This is a genomic window from Dyella amyloliquefaciens, from assembly GCF_004296575.1.
Lineage (GTDB): Bacteria > Pseudomonadota > Gammaproteobacteria > Xanthomonadales > Rhodanobacteraceae > Dyella > Dyella amyloliquefaciens.
The window spans coordinates 100,659-115,962 of record NZ_SAYT01000008.1 but is presented as its reverse complement, the minus strand read 5'-3'; the positions used below and the strand labels follow the sequence as shown (position 1 = coordinate 115,962).

At 64.8% G+C, this 15,304-nt stretch carries 9 protein-coding genes; 3 read left to right on the top strand and 6 right to left on the bottom strand.

The window, feature by feature from the left end; genetic code table 11:
* The first annotated feature begins 113 nt into the window (after window positions 1-113).
* A complete protein-coding gene (locus EPB08_RS19185) occupies window positions 114-425 on the top strand; it encodes a DUF2249 domain-containing protein (RefSeq protein ID WP_130620730.1) in 312 nt (103 codons plus the stop codon).
* A 42-nt stretch (window positions 426-467) separates the two neighbouring features.
* Here the strand turns inward: EPB08_RS19185 and EPB08_RS19180 are convergent, their stop codons facing one another.
* Both EPB08_RS19180 and EPB08_RS19175 read right to left on the bottom strand, forming a co-directional pair.
* On the bottom strand, window positions 468-905 hold the full coding sequence (locus EPB08_RS19180; protein WP_130620729.1) for a hypothetical protein: 438 nt from the start codon (window positions 903-905) through the stop codon (window positions 468-470).
* A 10-nt stretch (window positions 906-915) separates the two neighbouring features.
* The gene (locus tag EPB08_RS19175) at window positions 916-2,373 is read right to left on the bottom strand and encodes a S41 family peptidase (RefSeq protein WP_130620728.1); all 1,458 of its coding nucleotides are present in this window, start codon (window positions 2,371-2,373) and stop codon (window positions 916-918) included.
* A gap of 252 nt (window positions 2,374-2,625) precedes the next feature.
* Here EPB08_RS19175 and EPB08_RS19170 point away from each other — a divergent pair, with 252 nt between their 5' ends.
* Complete coding sequence (locus tag EPB08_RS19170) at window positions 2,626-3,954, top strand: glycoside hydrolase (RefSeq protein ID WP_130620727.1); 1,329 nt, start codon at window positions 2,626-2,628, stop codon at window positions 3,952-3,954.
* Between the two features lie 112 nt (window positions 3,955-4,066).
* On the opposite strand, the gene EPB08_RS19165 is transcribed toward EPB08_RS19170, so the two are convergent.
* On the bottom strand, window positions 4,067-4,684 hold the full coding sequence (locus EPB08_RS19165) for a trimeric intracellular cation channel family protein (protein ID WP_130620726.1): 618 nt from the start codon (window positions 4,682-4,684) through the stop codon (window positions 4,067-4,069).
* A 576-nt stretch (window positions 4,685-5,260) separates the two neighbouring features.
* On the opposite strand from EPB08_RS19165, the gene EPB08_RS19160 reads away from it, so the two are divergent.
* Window positions 5,261-11,689, top strand: a complete 6,429-nt coding sequence (locus EPB08_RS19160) for an IPT/TIG domain-containing protein (RefSeq protein ID WP_205746406.1) — start codon at window positions 5,261-5,263, stop codon at window positions 11,687-11,689.
* A 222-nt stretch (window positions 11,690-11,911) separates the two neighbouring features.
* Here EPB08_RS19160 and EPB08_RS19155 read toward each other — a convergent pair whose 3' ends face one another.
* The 3 genes from EPB08_RS19155 to EPB08_RS19145 are packed head-to-tail and all read right to left on the bottom strand — an operon-like array spanning window position 11,912 to window position 15,304.
* On the bottom strand, window positions 11,912-12,571 hold the full coding sequence (locus EPB08_RS19155; RefSeq protein ID WP_130620724.1) for a DUF2894 domain-containing protein: 660 nt from the start codon (window positions 12,569-12,571) through the stop codon (window positions 11,912-11,914).
* Entirely contained in the window at window positions 12,564-13,211 is a 648-nt protein-coding gene (locus EPB08_RS19150) for an OmpA family protein (RefSeq protein WP_130620723.1), read from the bottom strand. Before EPB08_RS19150 ends, EPB08_RS19155 begins: the two co-directional genes overlap by 8 nt.
* Window positions 13,208-15,304, bottom strand: coding sequence for a DUF802 domain-containing protein (locus tag EPB08_RS19145; protein ID WP_130620722.1), 2,097 nt, complete (start codon window positions 15,302-15,304; stop codon window positions 13,208-13,210). The genes EPB08_RS19150 and EPB08_RS19145 overlap by 4 nt, the downstream gene beginning before the upstream one ends.

Sequence of the window (15,304 nt, the reverse complement as noted above, 5' to 3'; positions counted from 1 at the left end):
GGGCTCATTGGCGTGAGCGAAATAATCGGACGATTTCGCTGACCTGAATCAGCGACATCGAACGGGCGGGGACCTACGTTGGCTCCCCCGCATCGACCGGTTTGCCGCTCTCCATGTCCGTAGACACCTCTCTTGAAGCCAGCATCCACAGCTTTGACGCCCGTGGCGTTGCCCGCCGCTTTCGCCACGCGGCCATTTTCGGCGCCCTGGACGCACTGCACCCTGGCGAAACCATGCGCTTCTTCAACGACCACAATCCGCTTCCGCTGATTGCCCAGTTGCGCGATCGATTTGGCGACAAGCTCGCCATCGAATACCGGCAAACGGGTCATGACCTCACCGTTATCGACATCAGCGTGGTCGATCCTTCGCCCAAGGCGCGTAACAAGCACGCCGATGGCGGGTGCTGCGGAAGCTGCGGTTGAGGTGATGACGAATACTCGCCGAGACGAACTCGGCGGGTGACCTCAGCTCGCCGCGATGATCGCCGTCGGAGGGATGAATCGCACGCACGGTCCGACGGGGCTGACGCGGGTCAAATAGGCCTGCGCGGCGGCAGCGTCCTTCTCGTGGAACCTCATGGTTGGTTCCGCGGAGCGGATACGTTCGGCCGCCAGCACCACCCGGGCCTTGAGCTCATCCGGCATTTCGCAGAACCCTGTAGCGGCGGCGATCTCTGCGTAAGCCGCAAGGGAGATCTGTCGCGTCGCTACTACTTCCTGTGTACGTGCCTTTGAGGTGGCTGGAACGGTCAGCTCCTGGCTTCGTCGTTCCAGATTCTCGACAAGCCCCTTGAGTGGGCCGCCGTGTCCGTTGATCGACAGATACAGAGGCGTGGCACCTACGAAAAAGCCGGCGCATCCGCCGACTGCGAAGGCAACCAAGGCGATCAACCAGCGCGGCATGGGCGCGTCCTCATGGGTTCTGGATGCAGCAGTCCGCCGACGCAACTTCGTGCAGCCATAGCTTCGCAGCGAGCAGCGCGCCATCGCTATCCGCGTGGATTGCCGCATCCGGCGCCACTGCCACGTCGGGTGCGATGGGGCCGTCGTACTCCATCTGGGCGCGGTCCAGTTCAACCGTCGTCGCCAAGGCGATCTCGGCGCCATCGGGCAACTTGAATGCCCGGTTGCCTGTGGGGACCCCAGCCGTCGGCAAGCCAAAGAAGCGTGTATGAGGACGGCCCTTGAGGGCGATGATCACGGCTTCCCCCGCGCTGGCCGTATGCGGGCCGGTGAGTACGGCCAGTGGAGCGGCGCTCAGGTTGACGGAGCTCGCCATCGGATGCAGCTGGTCGAGTTGAGCCTTCCATGATGTGGAAAGTCCATCGCGGCCCTTGAAGTAGCCCAGCGGTGCGTCGCCGAGGAAGGGACGGAGGGCGGCCAACATGGGCCACATGTTGCCGCCTTCGTCGTTGCGCAGGTCGAGGATCCATCCGGATGCCGCGCTGCCTGCGATCTGCGCCATACCGGACGAAGCGGCTTCCACGTAAGACGCGACGTGGTGTGGTTCCGTGCTGTTGAATCCGAGCAGGGCGATGTAGCCGAAATCGCCCTGCTGCGGTTCGACGACAGGCAACACGACGGTCGTCTCCGGTGAACGCGTTGCCCTTGCCTCCTCAGCGGCAAGCAGGTGGCTGTGATGGTCCTGCAGGGCGCCGAGCAACTCGCGAATCGGCGGGTAGGCATCCAGTGACCAGCCGCTCTTGTCCGTCTGTGCGCGCAGCTTTGGCAATAGCGTGTTCCAGTCGAGCGAAGACGAGCGCAGCGCATGCTCTTTCACGATCTCGATGGCGGCTTCCAGTTCCTTATCCGCGGGAACGATCCCCGTCAGGGAAATGGCATCGCCTGAGCGCAATGACAGGTGATCGACCGAGGACTGGCCATCGCCGAACAACAGCGTGCCGAATACCAGGGTCGTCGCGGATGGCGGTACGGGAATCTCGACCTCCCGCTGCTGGGCAGACGCATTGCCCACGACCAAGGAGGCCTGTGAATTGGCAAAGGCCAGCCTGCCCTGGGGGCCATCGGCGCGGAGCCACAGACCGGCGCCGTGGCGCGCGTCGGTCGTGCTGATCAAGCCGGAGAGTTTGACGCTATGTCCCCGATAGGCGGCGGCGCTCACGCTCGCGATCGAACTGCCCATCGGTGCGGTGCGACCTGGGGAGGCCGTGAGTCCGACATGCGCACCTTCACCATCGAGCACGCTTCCGTGGGAGTCGAGCACATAGTCTGTCTGGCCCAGAGACAGCATCCAGTGCGATTCGTCCGCTGCATTCGCGAGAGCCCGCGTGGCATCCGCAACAGTGAACAGGTACAGCATCGCCGCTGCCGGCCATATCATTCGAAGACAACGGGACTGCATTCGCTTCATGCGGCGTCCTCCTGACGCTGGGTTGATGCGCCATCGTGGCTATAGGGTGTCGATTCGAAAGCCGTCGGTGCAGCTTGCCTTGCAGGCTCAGGCAGAGGCAAGCGCTGCGTGGCCCGCTGAGGCTGGCGCGTGTTCACACCGCCACGATCTATTTATGCGGCCACAGGCACGGCAGCGCCGTATCGCGGATCGCCATGCATTTTTCCGAAGTCCCTCTTAGACTCCGACAGGTAACCATCAGGGAGTGATGTGATGCGAAGTTCAGGAGTGCTGATTTCCGTTTGCATGTTTGTGGCGCTTCTGATCGGAAGTCGCCTGGCATCGGCGGAGCCTGCACCGACTGCACACGTCACCCTGGGTCACTCGACGGTCGCCTTGAATGGACCGTGGCGGTTCCATATCGGCGATGACCCACGCTGGTCTTCACCGGACTTCGATGACAGTGCATGGGAAGCCGTCGACCTGACTCCCGAGCCGGGTTCGCATGATGGCGATGTCGGATTGCCGGGCTACGTGTCGGGATGGAGTCGACGTGGCCATGCACGCTATACCGGGTATGCCTGGTATCGGATGAAAGTCACCGTCGATAGCGGTGCGGGTGTGCCGCTTGCGTTGGCAGGACCGACCCTGGTCGATTCGACCTATCAGCTTTACGTCAACGGCACGCTGCTTGGCGGGTCGGGTGATTTTTCCAGCGCCAGGCCCCGGGTATTCGGCGTGCGGCCGACCGTATTTCCGTTGCCTTCGTCGTCACCGGAAGGCGCGCAAACCTATCTCATCGCCTTTCGCGTGTGGATGGATCCCATCGACGCGGGTGAGGACAACGGTGGTATCCACGTGTCCCCCACGATCGGCGATGCGGATGGCATCGACCAGCTGTACCGCGTGCAGTGGCTGAAAACGTTCACGGGTTACGTCGCCGACACGATCGAGCCGCTCGCCTTCGTCCTGCTAGGCCTGATGGTCGTTGGATTGATCGCATGCCGCACCGGCGACTCCTATCGCTGGCTTGCGGTGGCGCTGCTTCTGCTCGCACTGCTGCGCATCAACCAGGTGTTGTTCTATTGGACGCATCTTCTGGATCTGCGCTGCTACGACATCGTGACCACCGTGATACTCCGGCCTCTCAATCTGGCGGTTTGGACGCTGGCCTGGCGTGACTGGTTCCGTCTGAAGCGCTATCCATGGCTTCGCCTCGGGATCGTCGCGTTGACCGTGATCTATATGGTCTTCGCACTTGTCGGTCGCCCCTGGCCTGTGCCGGACGCAAACCATGGCCTCAAGACCGTTGCGGGTTTCGCCGTCGAGCTCGTTCGCGTGGCCTATGCCGGTTTGTATCTATGGATCATTGGTCTGGGCGTGATCCGGTCGGCGAAGCCATCGGCCTATCTGGCGGCGCTCGGCGCCATCCTCGTTGGCGTTGGCCTGTTTGCCACGGAACTCAACGGGCTGGGCATCCCCGGCATCTGGTTTCCCTACGGAACGGGCGTGGCCAGGGGCCAGTACGCGTATGCGGCTTTTATCCCGCTTTTGTTCGCGCTGATATTGCTGCGATTCGTCGGCTATGTGCGGAGAAGGTGACTTAGGTTGTTCGCGGAGTCCGATCAAAAGCCGCTTTTGGCTGTTGTCGATAAGCATGTAGCGAGCGGATGCCGAAGCGCCAACTTCCGGGTGCGAATCGGCGAATTGCCGCCTAACCGGCAAGCCTGGGCAGCTGCCAGCCGAATTGGACTGCCGCCATGCGCAGCGCGAAGCAGACGATGAAGCCAAGCACGGCAGCGACGGCCGGAGGACACCCAAGCCGGCGGCCGACCACCACCACGCATGCACCGAGCAAGGCCGCGCTCGCGTAGATGTCGGCGACCAGCACCATGGGCACGCGTGCCAGCAGGATGTCGCGCATGACCCCACCACCGCAGCCTGTCATCGCACCCATCAGCATCGCGATGAAGGGGTTGATGCCGAAGTCGAGTGCTTTCTCGGCACCGGCCACGGCGAACAGCGCGAGGCCCGCGGCATCGAGTGTGGTCAGCAGCAGCGTGGGCACCGCCTGCATCTGCAGATGCAGCAGGAAAGTCACCAGCCCCGCGGCAAACGCGAGCGCCGGATAGCGCCAGTCGCGCATCGCACTCGGCGGTGTCGCCCCGATCAGAAGGTCGCGGATCACGCCACCACCCAGCGCCACCATGAATGACAGCACCAGGACGCCGAGCAGATCCAGGCCAGCGCGAATAGCCGCATTGGCACCCTCGATGGCGAATACCACCGTGCCGGCGAGATCCGCCGCGAGCACGACCTGTTTGCGAATCATGGCAGGTGCCTGCCCGGAAGACGGGTCGCCCACGATCAGCATCCCACCTGCGTGTTGAAGTCGGCCATCGAGTGCCCCCGGGATGTCCCGAGGTCGATCTTGTCGAAAGGCCCCAGGGAGTTCAATGGGCGAGGTCCGACATGTGCTCTACGCCAAAGCAGGCGCTTTGATTTTGTTGTACCGGACCGATATCCTCCCGAAGCCCGCCGCTTTTCGCTGTGGCCGCTTAGCGCGCGCAGCATGACCAGATCGGCGGGAAGATCACGTAGTACCTGAGCCGCCTCCGTCCGGAGGTGGTCATGGGGAGCGGTCGTGCGCAAGCGTGGCCAGCAGGAATAGCCGGTGACGCGTAGCCCCGGGGCGTGCGTCACGACGAAAGGGAACAGGGGACAATCCATGTTTGGGTACCGTATTCGGACGGCCATGGGCCGTGGCCGGGATGTGTTTGGGCGTGTCTATGCGCGTTTTTGCGGCATGCATACCGCACACACCACGCCAATCGCTCATGCCTGTACGGATAATGCTGCGGCGAAGGCGCCGGGCCGTACGCGCCACTGGCGGATGTTTGGATCACTGATGGTGTTGCTGCTGCTTTCGGTGACGTCATTCGCTGCGGAGGCGAGCACCTGTTCGTTCAACTGGACGCCCACGCCTGCGCAACTTTCCGGAGGCAGCTATTCGGTCTCGACGAACAACGCCTCCGCGCTGAATGCGTGTGATCCGACTATGGATGGCCTGTATACGGACAGCATTGGGAATACAGGAACCCTGCGAGCTTCCGATGGCTCGACGTTGGGTGTCGATCTCAATGACCCCTCGCAAGATATCCTGATATTTACGCCGGCGCCGGGCACCATTCAGAGCACGTGGAACTTCACGCTCTATCAGTTCAATGCGACACCGGTTTTCATAACGATAACCTTGTCTGCGGGCACGCCGACGCTTTCCTCGGTTTCGCCAGGATTGGGTCCGACGGCTGGCGGCAACTCGGTAACGCTCACCGGCACGAATTTTGTAACCGGTGCCACCGTAACGGTTGGCAGCACTCCTGCTACCGGCGTGACGGTCAACAGTTCGAACTCGATCAGTGCCGTGGTGCCTGCACATGCGGCGGGTGCTGTCGACGTGGTGGTCACCACATCCGGTGGGTCCGCAAAGATCGTTAATGCCTATACGTACTTGCCGGCACCCACGGTGACGGGCCTCAGTGTGACCTCGGGTGGCACGGGTGGCGCTACGTCGGTGACGATCACCGGCACGAATTTTGTCTCCGGTGCCACCGTTACGTTTGGTGGTACCTCTGCTACCGGCGTGACGGTCAACAATTCGAACTCGATCAGTGCCGTGGTGCCTGCTCATGCGGCGGGTGTTGTCGACCTGGTGGTCACCACATCCGGCGGATCCACAACGATCCCTAGTGCCTATACGTACTTGCCGGTGCCCACGGTGACGGGCCTCAGTGCGACCTCGGGGGGCACGGGTGGCGCAACATCCGTGACGATTACCGGTACCAATTTCACGGGTGCCACCGCGGTCACGTTCGGTGCCACGGCGGCAACGAGTTTCACGGTCAACAGCGCAACTTCGATCACGGCAACCTCGCCGGCCGGAAGCGCTGGAACGGTGGATGTGAAAGTGACGACACCGGGCGGTACGAGTACCACCGGCTTGGCGGATCAGTTCACTTATGTCGCTACACCCACGGTGACGAGCCTCAGTGTGACCTCGGGACTCACGTCTGGGGGTACGACGTTGACGATCACGGGCACCGATTTTATCGGAGTCACGGCGGTCAGGTTCGGTCTCACGAACGTCGGTTTCCTTGTCAATAGCGCGACATCCATCACCGTGACTGCGCCTGGCCATAGCGCCGGAACAATCGATGTGACGGTGACGACGGCGGGTGGTACGAGTGCCACCAGCGCATCGGATCAGTTCACCTATATCGCAGCGCCCACGGTAACGGGCATTAGCCCGACCTCAGGGTCGACGGCTGGCGGTACGTCGGTGACGATCACGGGCACCGATTTCAGCGGAGCCATGGCGGTCACGTTCGGTGCCACGGCGGCAACGAGTTTCACGGTCAACAGCGCAACCTCGATCACGGCAACCTCGCCGGCCGGCAGCGCGGGCGCAGTCGATGTGACGGTGGCGACGGCGGGTGGTACGAGTGCTACCAGCGCATCGGATCAGTTCACCTATATCGCGTCACCCACGGTGACCAGTCTCAGTCCGACGAGGGGTCCGGCCGCCGGTGGCAGCTCCGTCACGATTACCGGCGCCAACTTCAGCGCTGTCACCGCGGTCACGTTCGGCGCCACGGCGGCGGCCAGTTTCACCGTCAACAGCGCGACCTCGATCACGGCAGTGGCACCCGCGGGTACCGGCACGGTCGACGTGCGCGTGACGACCTTCGGCGGCACCAGCGCGACTGGCCCCGAGGACCAGTTCACCTACGCGTTGCCTCCCACAGTCACGTCCATCAGCCCGAATGCGGGCACGTCGGCAGGCAGCACGACGGTGACGATCACTGGCACCAACCTCAGTGCTGCCACGGCGGTCAAGTTTGGTGGCACGCCAGCCACGGGCTTCACGGTCAACAGCGCCACTTCGATCACGGCTACCTCGCCTGCAGGCAGCGCGGGCACCGTCGATGTGACGGTGACGACGGCGGGCGGCACCAGCGCCATCAGTGCGTCGGATCGATTCACCTATGTGGTGGCTCCGACAGTGACCTCCATCAGTCCGACCTGGGGCGTACTCGCCGGCGGTACAACCGTGACGATCACCGGTACCGACTTCACCGCTGCGACGGCGGTCCGGTTTGGCAGCACGGCAGCCTCGAGTTTCACCGTCAACAGCCCTACTTCGATCACCGCCACTTCACCTGCCGCCAGTGCTGGCACGGTCCATGTGACGGTGACGACGGCCGGTGGCACGAGCGCTGCCAGTGCGGCCGACCAGTACACCTACCTGGCGGTGCCGACCGTGAGCTCCGCCAGTCCGTCCGCAGGACTGACGTCCGGCGGTACCATGGTCACGATCCTCGGCGCCAACTTCGGCAGCGCCACATCCGTCACGTTCGGCGGTACTGCCGCGACGAGCTTCACAGTCGACAGCGCCACCCAGATCACGGCCATGTCGCCGGCAGGAAGTGCGGGCACGGTTGATATCCGGGTGACGACGCCGGGCGGTTCGGGCACGCTCGCGGGCGCATTCACCTACGCGAATCTCCCGTCCATCACGTCGGTCAGCCCGAACGCGGGTGCGTCCGCGGGCGGTACGAGCGTCACGATCACCGGAACCAGCCTGTTGGGCGCGACGTCCGTCAAGTTCGGTAGTACCAGCGCGACTTCGTTCACCGTCAACAGCGCAACGATGCTCACCGCGATCAGCCCGGCGGGCGCCGGCGTGGTCGATGTCACCGTCACGACGCCCGGCGGCACCACCGCTGCCATCGGGGCGGATCGCTACATTTATTTCACCGCGCCCGGCGCGCCTGCCATCGGCACGGCGACGGCCGGCGACGGCCAGGCAAACGTGAGCTTCACGGCGCCGGACAGCAATGGCGGCGCACCCATCACCAGCTATACGGTGACGTCCCATCCGGGCGGACTCGTCGGTACCGGCAGCACCAGTCCGATCATGGTCACCGGACTCACCAATGGCACGGCCTACACGTTCACCGTGACCGCGACCAGCAGCGAAGGCATGGGAGCGGCATCCGCAGCGTCCAACAGCGTGACACCAGCCGGGCCGCAGACGATCACGTTCAACAACCCGGGCGCGCAGAACTTCGGCACGACGCCCACACTGACGGCAACGGCGAGCTCCGGGCTGACGGTGACGTTCACGTCCAGCACGACTGGCGTCTGCACGATCACTTCAGGCGGCGCCCTGACCTTCGTCGCGACGGGCAACTGCACGATCGACGCCAATCAGGCGGGCAACGGCGTGTATGTCGCCGCATCCGTCTCTCGCTCCTTCATAGTCAATGCCGTCGTGCCAGGTGCGCCGGTGATCGGTACGGCGACGGCGGGCAACGCACAGGCCGCCGTTGCATTCAGCGCACCGGCGTTCACCGGTGGCTCGACGGTGACCAGCTACACCGTGACGTCGAATCCTGGCCATGTCGCCGCGACCGGCAGCACAAGCCCGGTTACCGTGACCGGCCTCGCCAACGGCACGTCGTATACCTTCACGGTGACGGCGACCAATAGCGTGGGCACCGGTGCAGCATCCGCCGCATCCAACAGCGCCCTGCCCCAGGGCGTGCAAACCATCACCTTCGACAATCCTGGATCGCAGCCCTTCGGTACATCGCCCTCGCTGGTGGCGACCGCCAGCTCGGGGCTTCCCGTGGCGTTCTCCTCGAGTACGGGCAACATCTGTACGGTGACGGCGACAGGCCTGCTCACCATGCTGTCGCCGGGCATGTGCACCATCAACGCGGACCAGAGCGGCGACAGCGCCTATCCCGCAGCCACGCGCGTGTCGCAGTCGTTTGCCGTGGTCGTTCCGGGCGGTGTCGTGTCGATCACCACGCCGTCCTTGCCCGCGGCCGATGTTGCCGTGGCCTATAGCCTGGCGATCGGTGTCAGCGGTGGCGCTTCGCCGTACCACTTCGCCGTGGTGTCCGGCGCGTTGCCTGCCGACATCCACCTGTCGTCGGCGACGGGCCAGTTGACCGGTACATCCACTGTCAGCGGCAGCTACAGCTTTACCGTACGCGTGACGGACGCCGCGACGCAGACCGCCGACAAGACGTACACGCTGACCATCAACCGCCCGACCATCGTGCTCACGCCGGCGGGTCTGCCGAACGGGCAGGTGGCCGTGGCCTACGGCCAGCAGCTGACGGCCAGCGGCAGCGCGACGGGCGGTTACAGCTATGCGATCACCGGCGGCGCACTGCCGTCCGGCCTGACCCTGAGTCCGGGCGGCCAGTTGTCGGGTACGCCGACCGCGGCGGGCAACTACTCCATCACGGTGACGGCCACGGACAGCCTCAACTACACGGGCAGCCAGGCTTATACCTTTGCCATCAGCCAGCCGGTGCCCGTGGCTGCCAACGACGCGGCCAGCACGCCGGCCAACGCCAGCGTGACCATTCCGGTGACCGGCAACGATACCGGTCCGATCACCGGCATCGCGGTGGCGCAGGCACCGGCGCACGGTACAGCCACGATCAACGGTTTGAACGTGGTGTATGCGCCAAACAACAATTACTACGGCACCGACACCTTCACCTACACCGCGACCGGCCCGGGCGGTACTTCGGCGCCGGCGACGGTGACGGTTGCCGTGACGCCGCTGGCGGTACCCGTGGCGCAGCCCATGAGCGCCACTGTGCTCGCCGGCAACGCGGTGACGCTGCATGGTGCACAGGGTGCGACGGGTGGACCGTTCACCGCACTCATCGTGGCGACGCCGCCGGCGAGTGGCACGCTCGCCATCAGAGGCACCGACATGGTCTACACGCCCACGGTCGAGGCCGAAGGCGTGGTGAGTTTCGATTACACCTTGAGCAATGCTTTCGGTGTATCGCAACCCGTGCGCGTGACGATCACGGTCAATCCGATGCCGGCCGCGCCTGCGCTCAGTGCCAAGGTGCTGGCGGGGTCGTCGGTGCAGGTCGACCTGACCACGGCTGCGCATGGCGGTCCGTTCACTGCAGCCACGCTCGTATCTGTATCTCCGAGCAACGCAGGCAGTGCGAATATTCAAGCGACCGCCAGTGGTTATGCACTCACGTTCACTGCGGCAGCGACCTTCGGTGGCTCGGCACAAGTGAGCTATACGCTGACCAATGCTTACGCCACCTCGGCACCGGGCAACATCAGCGTGGTGGTGACGGCTCGCCAGGATCCGTCCAAGGACGCAGAAGTATTGGGCATCCTCAATGCCCAGGCGGACTCTGCACGCCGCATGGCGCAGGGCCAGATCAGCAACTTCCAGCAGCGGCTGGAAAGCCTGCACAACGCTGGCGGTGCTGGTGGCTTCACCAATGGCATCACGCTGACTTCGGCGAACATGCAGAATCGTGATCCCATGCAGGCCCTGCGCAGTGGCGATGGCGATGCATGGGCACGTCGTTACATCGTGCAGCCCGACGAGCCCGGCAGTATGCCGGTCGCAAGTCCAGCGGATGCGCGTAGCCTGCCGGGCGGCATCACGTTGTGGACCGGTGGTGCCCTGAACTTCGGCAAGACGCAGCCTGGCAGCAGCGACAACGGCGTCGACTTCAGCACCTCGGGCGTGAGCGTGGGCGTGGACAAGCGCATCAACGACGCCATCGCACTGGGTGCAGGCGTTGGCTATGGCCACGACACTTCGGATATCGGCCGTCACGGCAGCCGCAGCACTACCGACAGCTACAGCGCGGCGCTCTATGCCAGCTATCGTCCCATCGCGAACGTGTACCTCGATGGCCTGCTCGGCTACCAGTGGCTCTCGTTCGACTCGCGCCGTTATGTCACCGGCGACGGCAGCCTTGCGACCGGCAGTCGTGACGGTACGCAATGGTTCGGATCGCTCGCGCTCGGTTACGAGCACCGCACTCAGGACTGGCTGTTGTCGCCCTACGCGCGCCTGGACCTGTCCAACGCACGCCTCGACGCTTACACCGAACAGGGACAGGTGACCGATACGTTGAGCTATGACCGCCAGACGGTGAAGACCACCACCGGCAACCTGGGCCTGCGTGCGGAGTGGACCGTCAAGACCGAGTACGGCTTGTGGTTGCCGACCTTGCGCGCCGAGTACGAGCACGATTTCCAGGGTTCCAGCGTCGCGGCGATGCGCTATGCGGACCTGCTCGCCGGTCCGCTGTACCAGACTTCGCTGGCGGGTCAGTCGAGCAACCGCACGCTGCTGGGTGCCGGCATCCAGTTGCAGACCCTGAAGGGTTGGCTGCTGCGCTTCGAGTATCAGAACCTGTTCGAGAGCAGCACGCGCAGCAACCAGTCGGTGCTGCTGGGCGTGGAGAAGAAGTTCGATCCGTAAGCATGGCGAGGCGGGGCCGCGCGGCCCCGCCTTCATCGGATACGCGGGTATGTGCGGTGCCGTGTTGGATGCCGATGCCCGACGTCTCCGCGCCCGCTGGAAGCCGTGCCACGAGTGGCACGCCAGTGCATCGCGCGCGGCGTCGGCCTGGGTCTGGACGTCAGCGTCTGATCGCGGCAATGCCAGGCCGGGAAAGCCTGCCATCGAAGGCCGTGCTTCCGTTTAGGGCGCTGCTGCCTTGCCCCGACTGCGCTTCCTGCCACCCACGGTCGGCGCGGACTCCCTGGCTGGCGCCATGCCTGCGGCGCTCATCTGTTCGATCCAGGCCAGGTCATCCACGTACGATAGGAACTGTTGCAGGTAGCCTGGCGACAGTTCGCGCATCAGGGCGATCGAGCGATGGACAAGCGCGCTGGAGTTGAGCGGGCCGGCGCCGGTAGGCGCCTGTTGCATCGACTGGCGGACCTGGCTTTGCGTGCGCACCTGGCTCCAGATCTGCTGGAACTCGTCGAGCGTCGCAAGCGCCGGAAACTCGCTGCTGTCCGCGGTGGTTTCGTCAGGTACTGCGCGCGCATCGCGTTCCGCAGCGTGTAGCGTCAGGCGATCGACCAGTTCGCCCAGTGCGCCACGATTGCGCTCATCGAGCGACGCTGGCGCACCGGCTTTATCGATGCGTTTCGCCGCCTTCTTCAGGTCGCGTGTATACGCTTCGATCAGCGTCGACAGCTTGCCGTCGAGCAAGCGGCGCACTTCCCCTTGTTGATGGGAGGCGCGCTTCTCCAGCGCATCGATGAAGTGAAAGCGCACGGGATCAAGCCGGTCGGCGTGCGCTTCGCGCCACGCGTCCAGCTGGGTCCGGGCGTCTTTCGGCGGCTTACTCATGGTCCGCCGTAGTCGCATGGGAGGGCTTGGGAATCGGCGCAATCTCCACGCGGCGATTCTTGGCGCGTCCATCCTCGTTGCTGTTCGGGCTGACCGGCTGTTCCGCACCGAAGGCTGCGGCGAACACTGATGAAGCCGGCACGCCTTCGGCAATCAGGGCGCGGGTCACGGTCAATGCGCGCTCGGCAGAGAGTTCCCAGTTGTCGGCGAACTGGCGGTTGCCGTCGCGCACCTGGCGGTCGTCGGTGAAGCCGCTCACCATCAGGATTTCATCGCGCGACTTCAGGTAATCGGTAAGCGGGCCGGCCAGGCTCTTCAACAGCTCCCGGCCTTCCGGCTGCAACTGGTCGGAGTTGAGCGCAAACAGCACGTTGCCGCGAATGCCGATGCGGCCGTTGACCAGGGTCACGCGGCCCGCGGCGAGCGGGGCCGCCAGCGCCTGTTCCAGCGTCATGCGGCGTTGCGCTTCGGCCTGTCGTTGCTTGACCTCTTCGTCCAGCCGGTTCGAGAGCTGCAATTGCACGCCGATCACGCCCACCAGGATCAGCACGAACGCGCCCAGCAGCACCGACATCAGGTCGCCGAAGGCGGCCCAGATCGGTGCGGAGGATTCGCCTTCGAGCTCGATGTCGTCGCTCATGCCTCTTCGGCCCCGGCGAGCGCACGTTGTGCGGCGAGCTGCTGCATTTCCTCGATGATCTGCTTCTGCGACAGCATGCTGAGGTCGATGACTTCGCGCGCCTGCGCGACGTAGTACGCCAGCTGTTCGTCGCTGCGCGAGAGCGACTTGTCCAGCGCGGCTTCGATGCCCTGCAGTCGTTCCATCAGCATCTCGTTGGACTGGCCGAACAGCTGCACGGCCGCACCGAACGCATCGCCCAGGCTGGCCACTTCAATGGCGCTGCTGGTGACCTGGGCGGATACGGTCTCGAGCTTGCCGGTCTCGGCTTCGATATGGTCGGTGAAGCGCGTGCCGACGCGATCCAGCAGATCGGCCGAGGTGCCGACCAGTGCATCGACGGCGAGACGCTGCTCGTTGGACGAGTGGTTGACCGCATCGAGCAGGGTTTCCACCGTGCCCAGCAGGCGGCTGCGTTCTTCCAGCATCGCGGTATCGCGCACCATGCTGTCGGAGAGCTTCTGGCGCAGCTCGGCGATGACGTCGGCGGCCGCCCTGGGGGCTTCCGAGGCAACCTGGACCAGTCGCGAGATTTCCGCGATGGTGTCCTTGGCGTGCGCCTGCGCTTCCGCGGTGATGTCGCGCGCCGTCTGCGCAAGGGCGTCGCAGATGGCCTGCTGCCGGCTCGCGACCTGCTCGCCCGCCTGCTCCCAGTGCTGGCCCAGTGCGGTGGTCATCGAACCCAGCGTTTCGTTCCAGGTGGCAAGGCGCCGCTGATCGCGTGCTTCCAGTGCGGTCTGCAGATCGGTATGCGAGGTCTGCACGACCTGCACCAGCGTCGCGGCATGTTGCTCGAACGTCGCGGCAGCGGCGGTCAGCGCCTGCTGGTTGCGGGAAGCGAGGCTCTCGTTGAGCGTTTCCTGGCGGGCCAGCGTGTTGTTCCACGCGTCCGCGGCGTGGCCCGTCGCGGCTTCCAGATGCGTCGAGGCGCCTTGCAGCAGTTGCTCGGCGCGCTGCTCGTAGTTTGCGCTGAACTGCTCCAGCGTCTGTTCCAACTGCCCGGCCAGCGTCTGGTTGCTCTGGCGGTGTTCCACCAGTGCGTTCTGCCAGATACCCGCCACCGTGGCGGTGGTGTTCTCGAGGCTGCTCGACACGCCCTCGAGCTGGCGCTGTACGGCCTGCGTGACGGTCCCATGCAGCGTGGCGGTTTCCCGCGTGAGGCCCGCCATGGTGGCCTCGACCACGGGCTGCAGCGCGGCGCTGGCGGCCTGGGCACTGCCGGCGATGCTGTCCTTCAGCGAGGTTTCGACGGACGAGGCGAGGCGCGTATAGACCGCCTCGGTCTTCGCATGGAAGTCGTTGTGACTGGCCAGCTGGCGCTCGTTGGCGGCGAGGTTCTGCTGCTCGATGGTCGCCATCATCGTCTGCAGCTGTTCGACCAGCGCCGGCATCAGTGCCGTCTGCTGCTGCAGGAGCTTGAAGGATTCCTCGCGCTGGTAAGCCTGCGAGTAGACGCGCAGCGTCGTCCCGATCTTCGCGTCCAGCAGCTGCACCGCATGCAGGCGCTCGCGCCGGCTGAGCGCGGAGAGCAGTCCGAGCATGGCCGAGCTGGCCACGCCGGCGATCGAGGTGCCGAACGCAAAGCCGAGGCCCTTGACCGGCGCCGCGAGCGAGCTGCGCATGGCCTGCAGGTCGGTCGCGCTTTCCAGCGCCAGGCCGGTGCCGCGCAGGGTCGCCATCATGCCGAGCAGCGTGCCCAGCATGCCGAGCAGCACCAGCATGCCGACCAGATAAGGCGTCAGGGCCGGCGTGGGCATGGCGGCGCGCTCGCCTTCGACACGCAGGCGAGCGGTATTGCGCAGGCTGGGATGCAGGCGATCGAGCCATTCGCCCAGGCTGGAGGGTGTCGCCGATAGACCCGCTACGGCATCCGTCAGCGTGCCGGTGGCTTGGCGGTAGCGATGCAGCTCGAGCGCGCCGGCGAGATAGCAGGCAGCGATCAACATCGCGACGGCGGCGCCGAGCGGGTTGGAGCCGATATAGCCGATGCCGATCCAGCACACAGCTGCCAGGCCGACGAGGAACACACCGAGATTGAGGAGATTTCTGACCAT

Excerpts from the sequence above, each read along its gene's own strand:
- EPB08_RS19180 (WP_130620729.1), bottom strand. The coding sequence starts at position 905 with ATGCCGCGCTGGTTGATCGCCTTGGTTGCCTTCGCAGTCGGCGGATGC.
- EPB08_RS19185 (WP_130620730.1), top strand. The coding sequence starts at position 114 with ATGTCCGTAGACACCTCTCTTGAAGCCAGCATCCACAGCTTTGACGCC.
- EPB08_RS19150 (WP_130620723.1), bottom strand. The coding sequence starts at position 13,211 with ATGAGCGACGACATCGAGCTCGAAGGCGAATCCTCCGCACCGATCTGG.
- EPB08_RS19145 (WP_130620722.1), bottom strand. The coding sequence starts at position 15,304 with ATGGTCAGAAATCTCCTCAATCTCGGTGTGTTCCTCGTCGGCCTGGCA.
- EPB08_RS19170 (WP_130620727.1), top strand. The coding sequence starts at position 2,626 with ATGCGAAGTTCAGGAGTGCTGATTTCCGTTTGCATGTTTGTGGCGCTT.
- EPB08_RS19160 (WP_205746406.1), top strand. The coding sequence starts at position 5,261 with ATGGTGTTGCTGCTGCTTTCGGTGACGTCATTCGCTGCGGAGGCGAGC.
- EPB08_RS19175 (WP_130620728.1), bottom strand. The coding sequence starts at position 2,373 with ATGAAGCGAATGCAGTCCCGTTGTCTTCGAATGATATGGCCGGCAGCG.
- EPB08_RS19155 (WP_130620724.1), bottom strand. The coding sequence starts at position 12,571 with ATGAGTAAGCCGCCGAAAGACGCCCGGACCCAGCTGGACGCGTGGCGC.
- EPB08_RS19165 (WP_130620726.1), bottom strand. The coding sequence starts at position 4,684 with ATGATTCGCAAACAGGTCGTGCTCGCGGCGGATCTCGCCGGCACGGTG.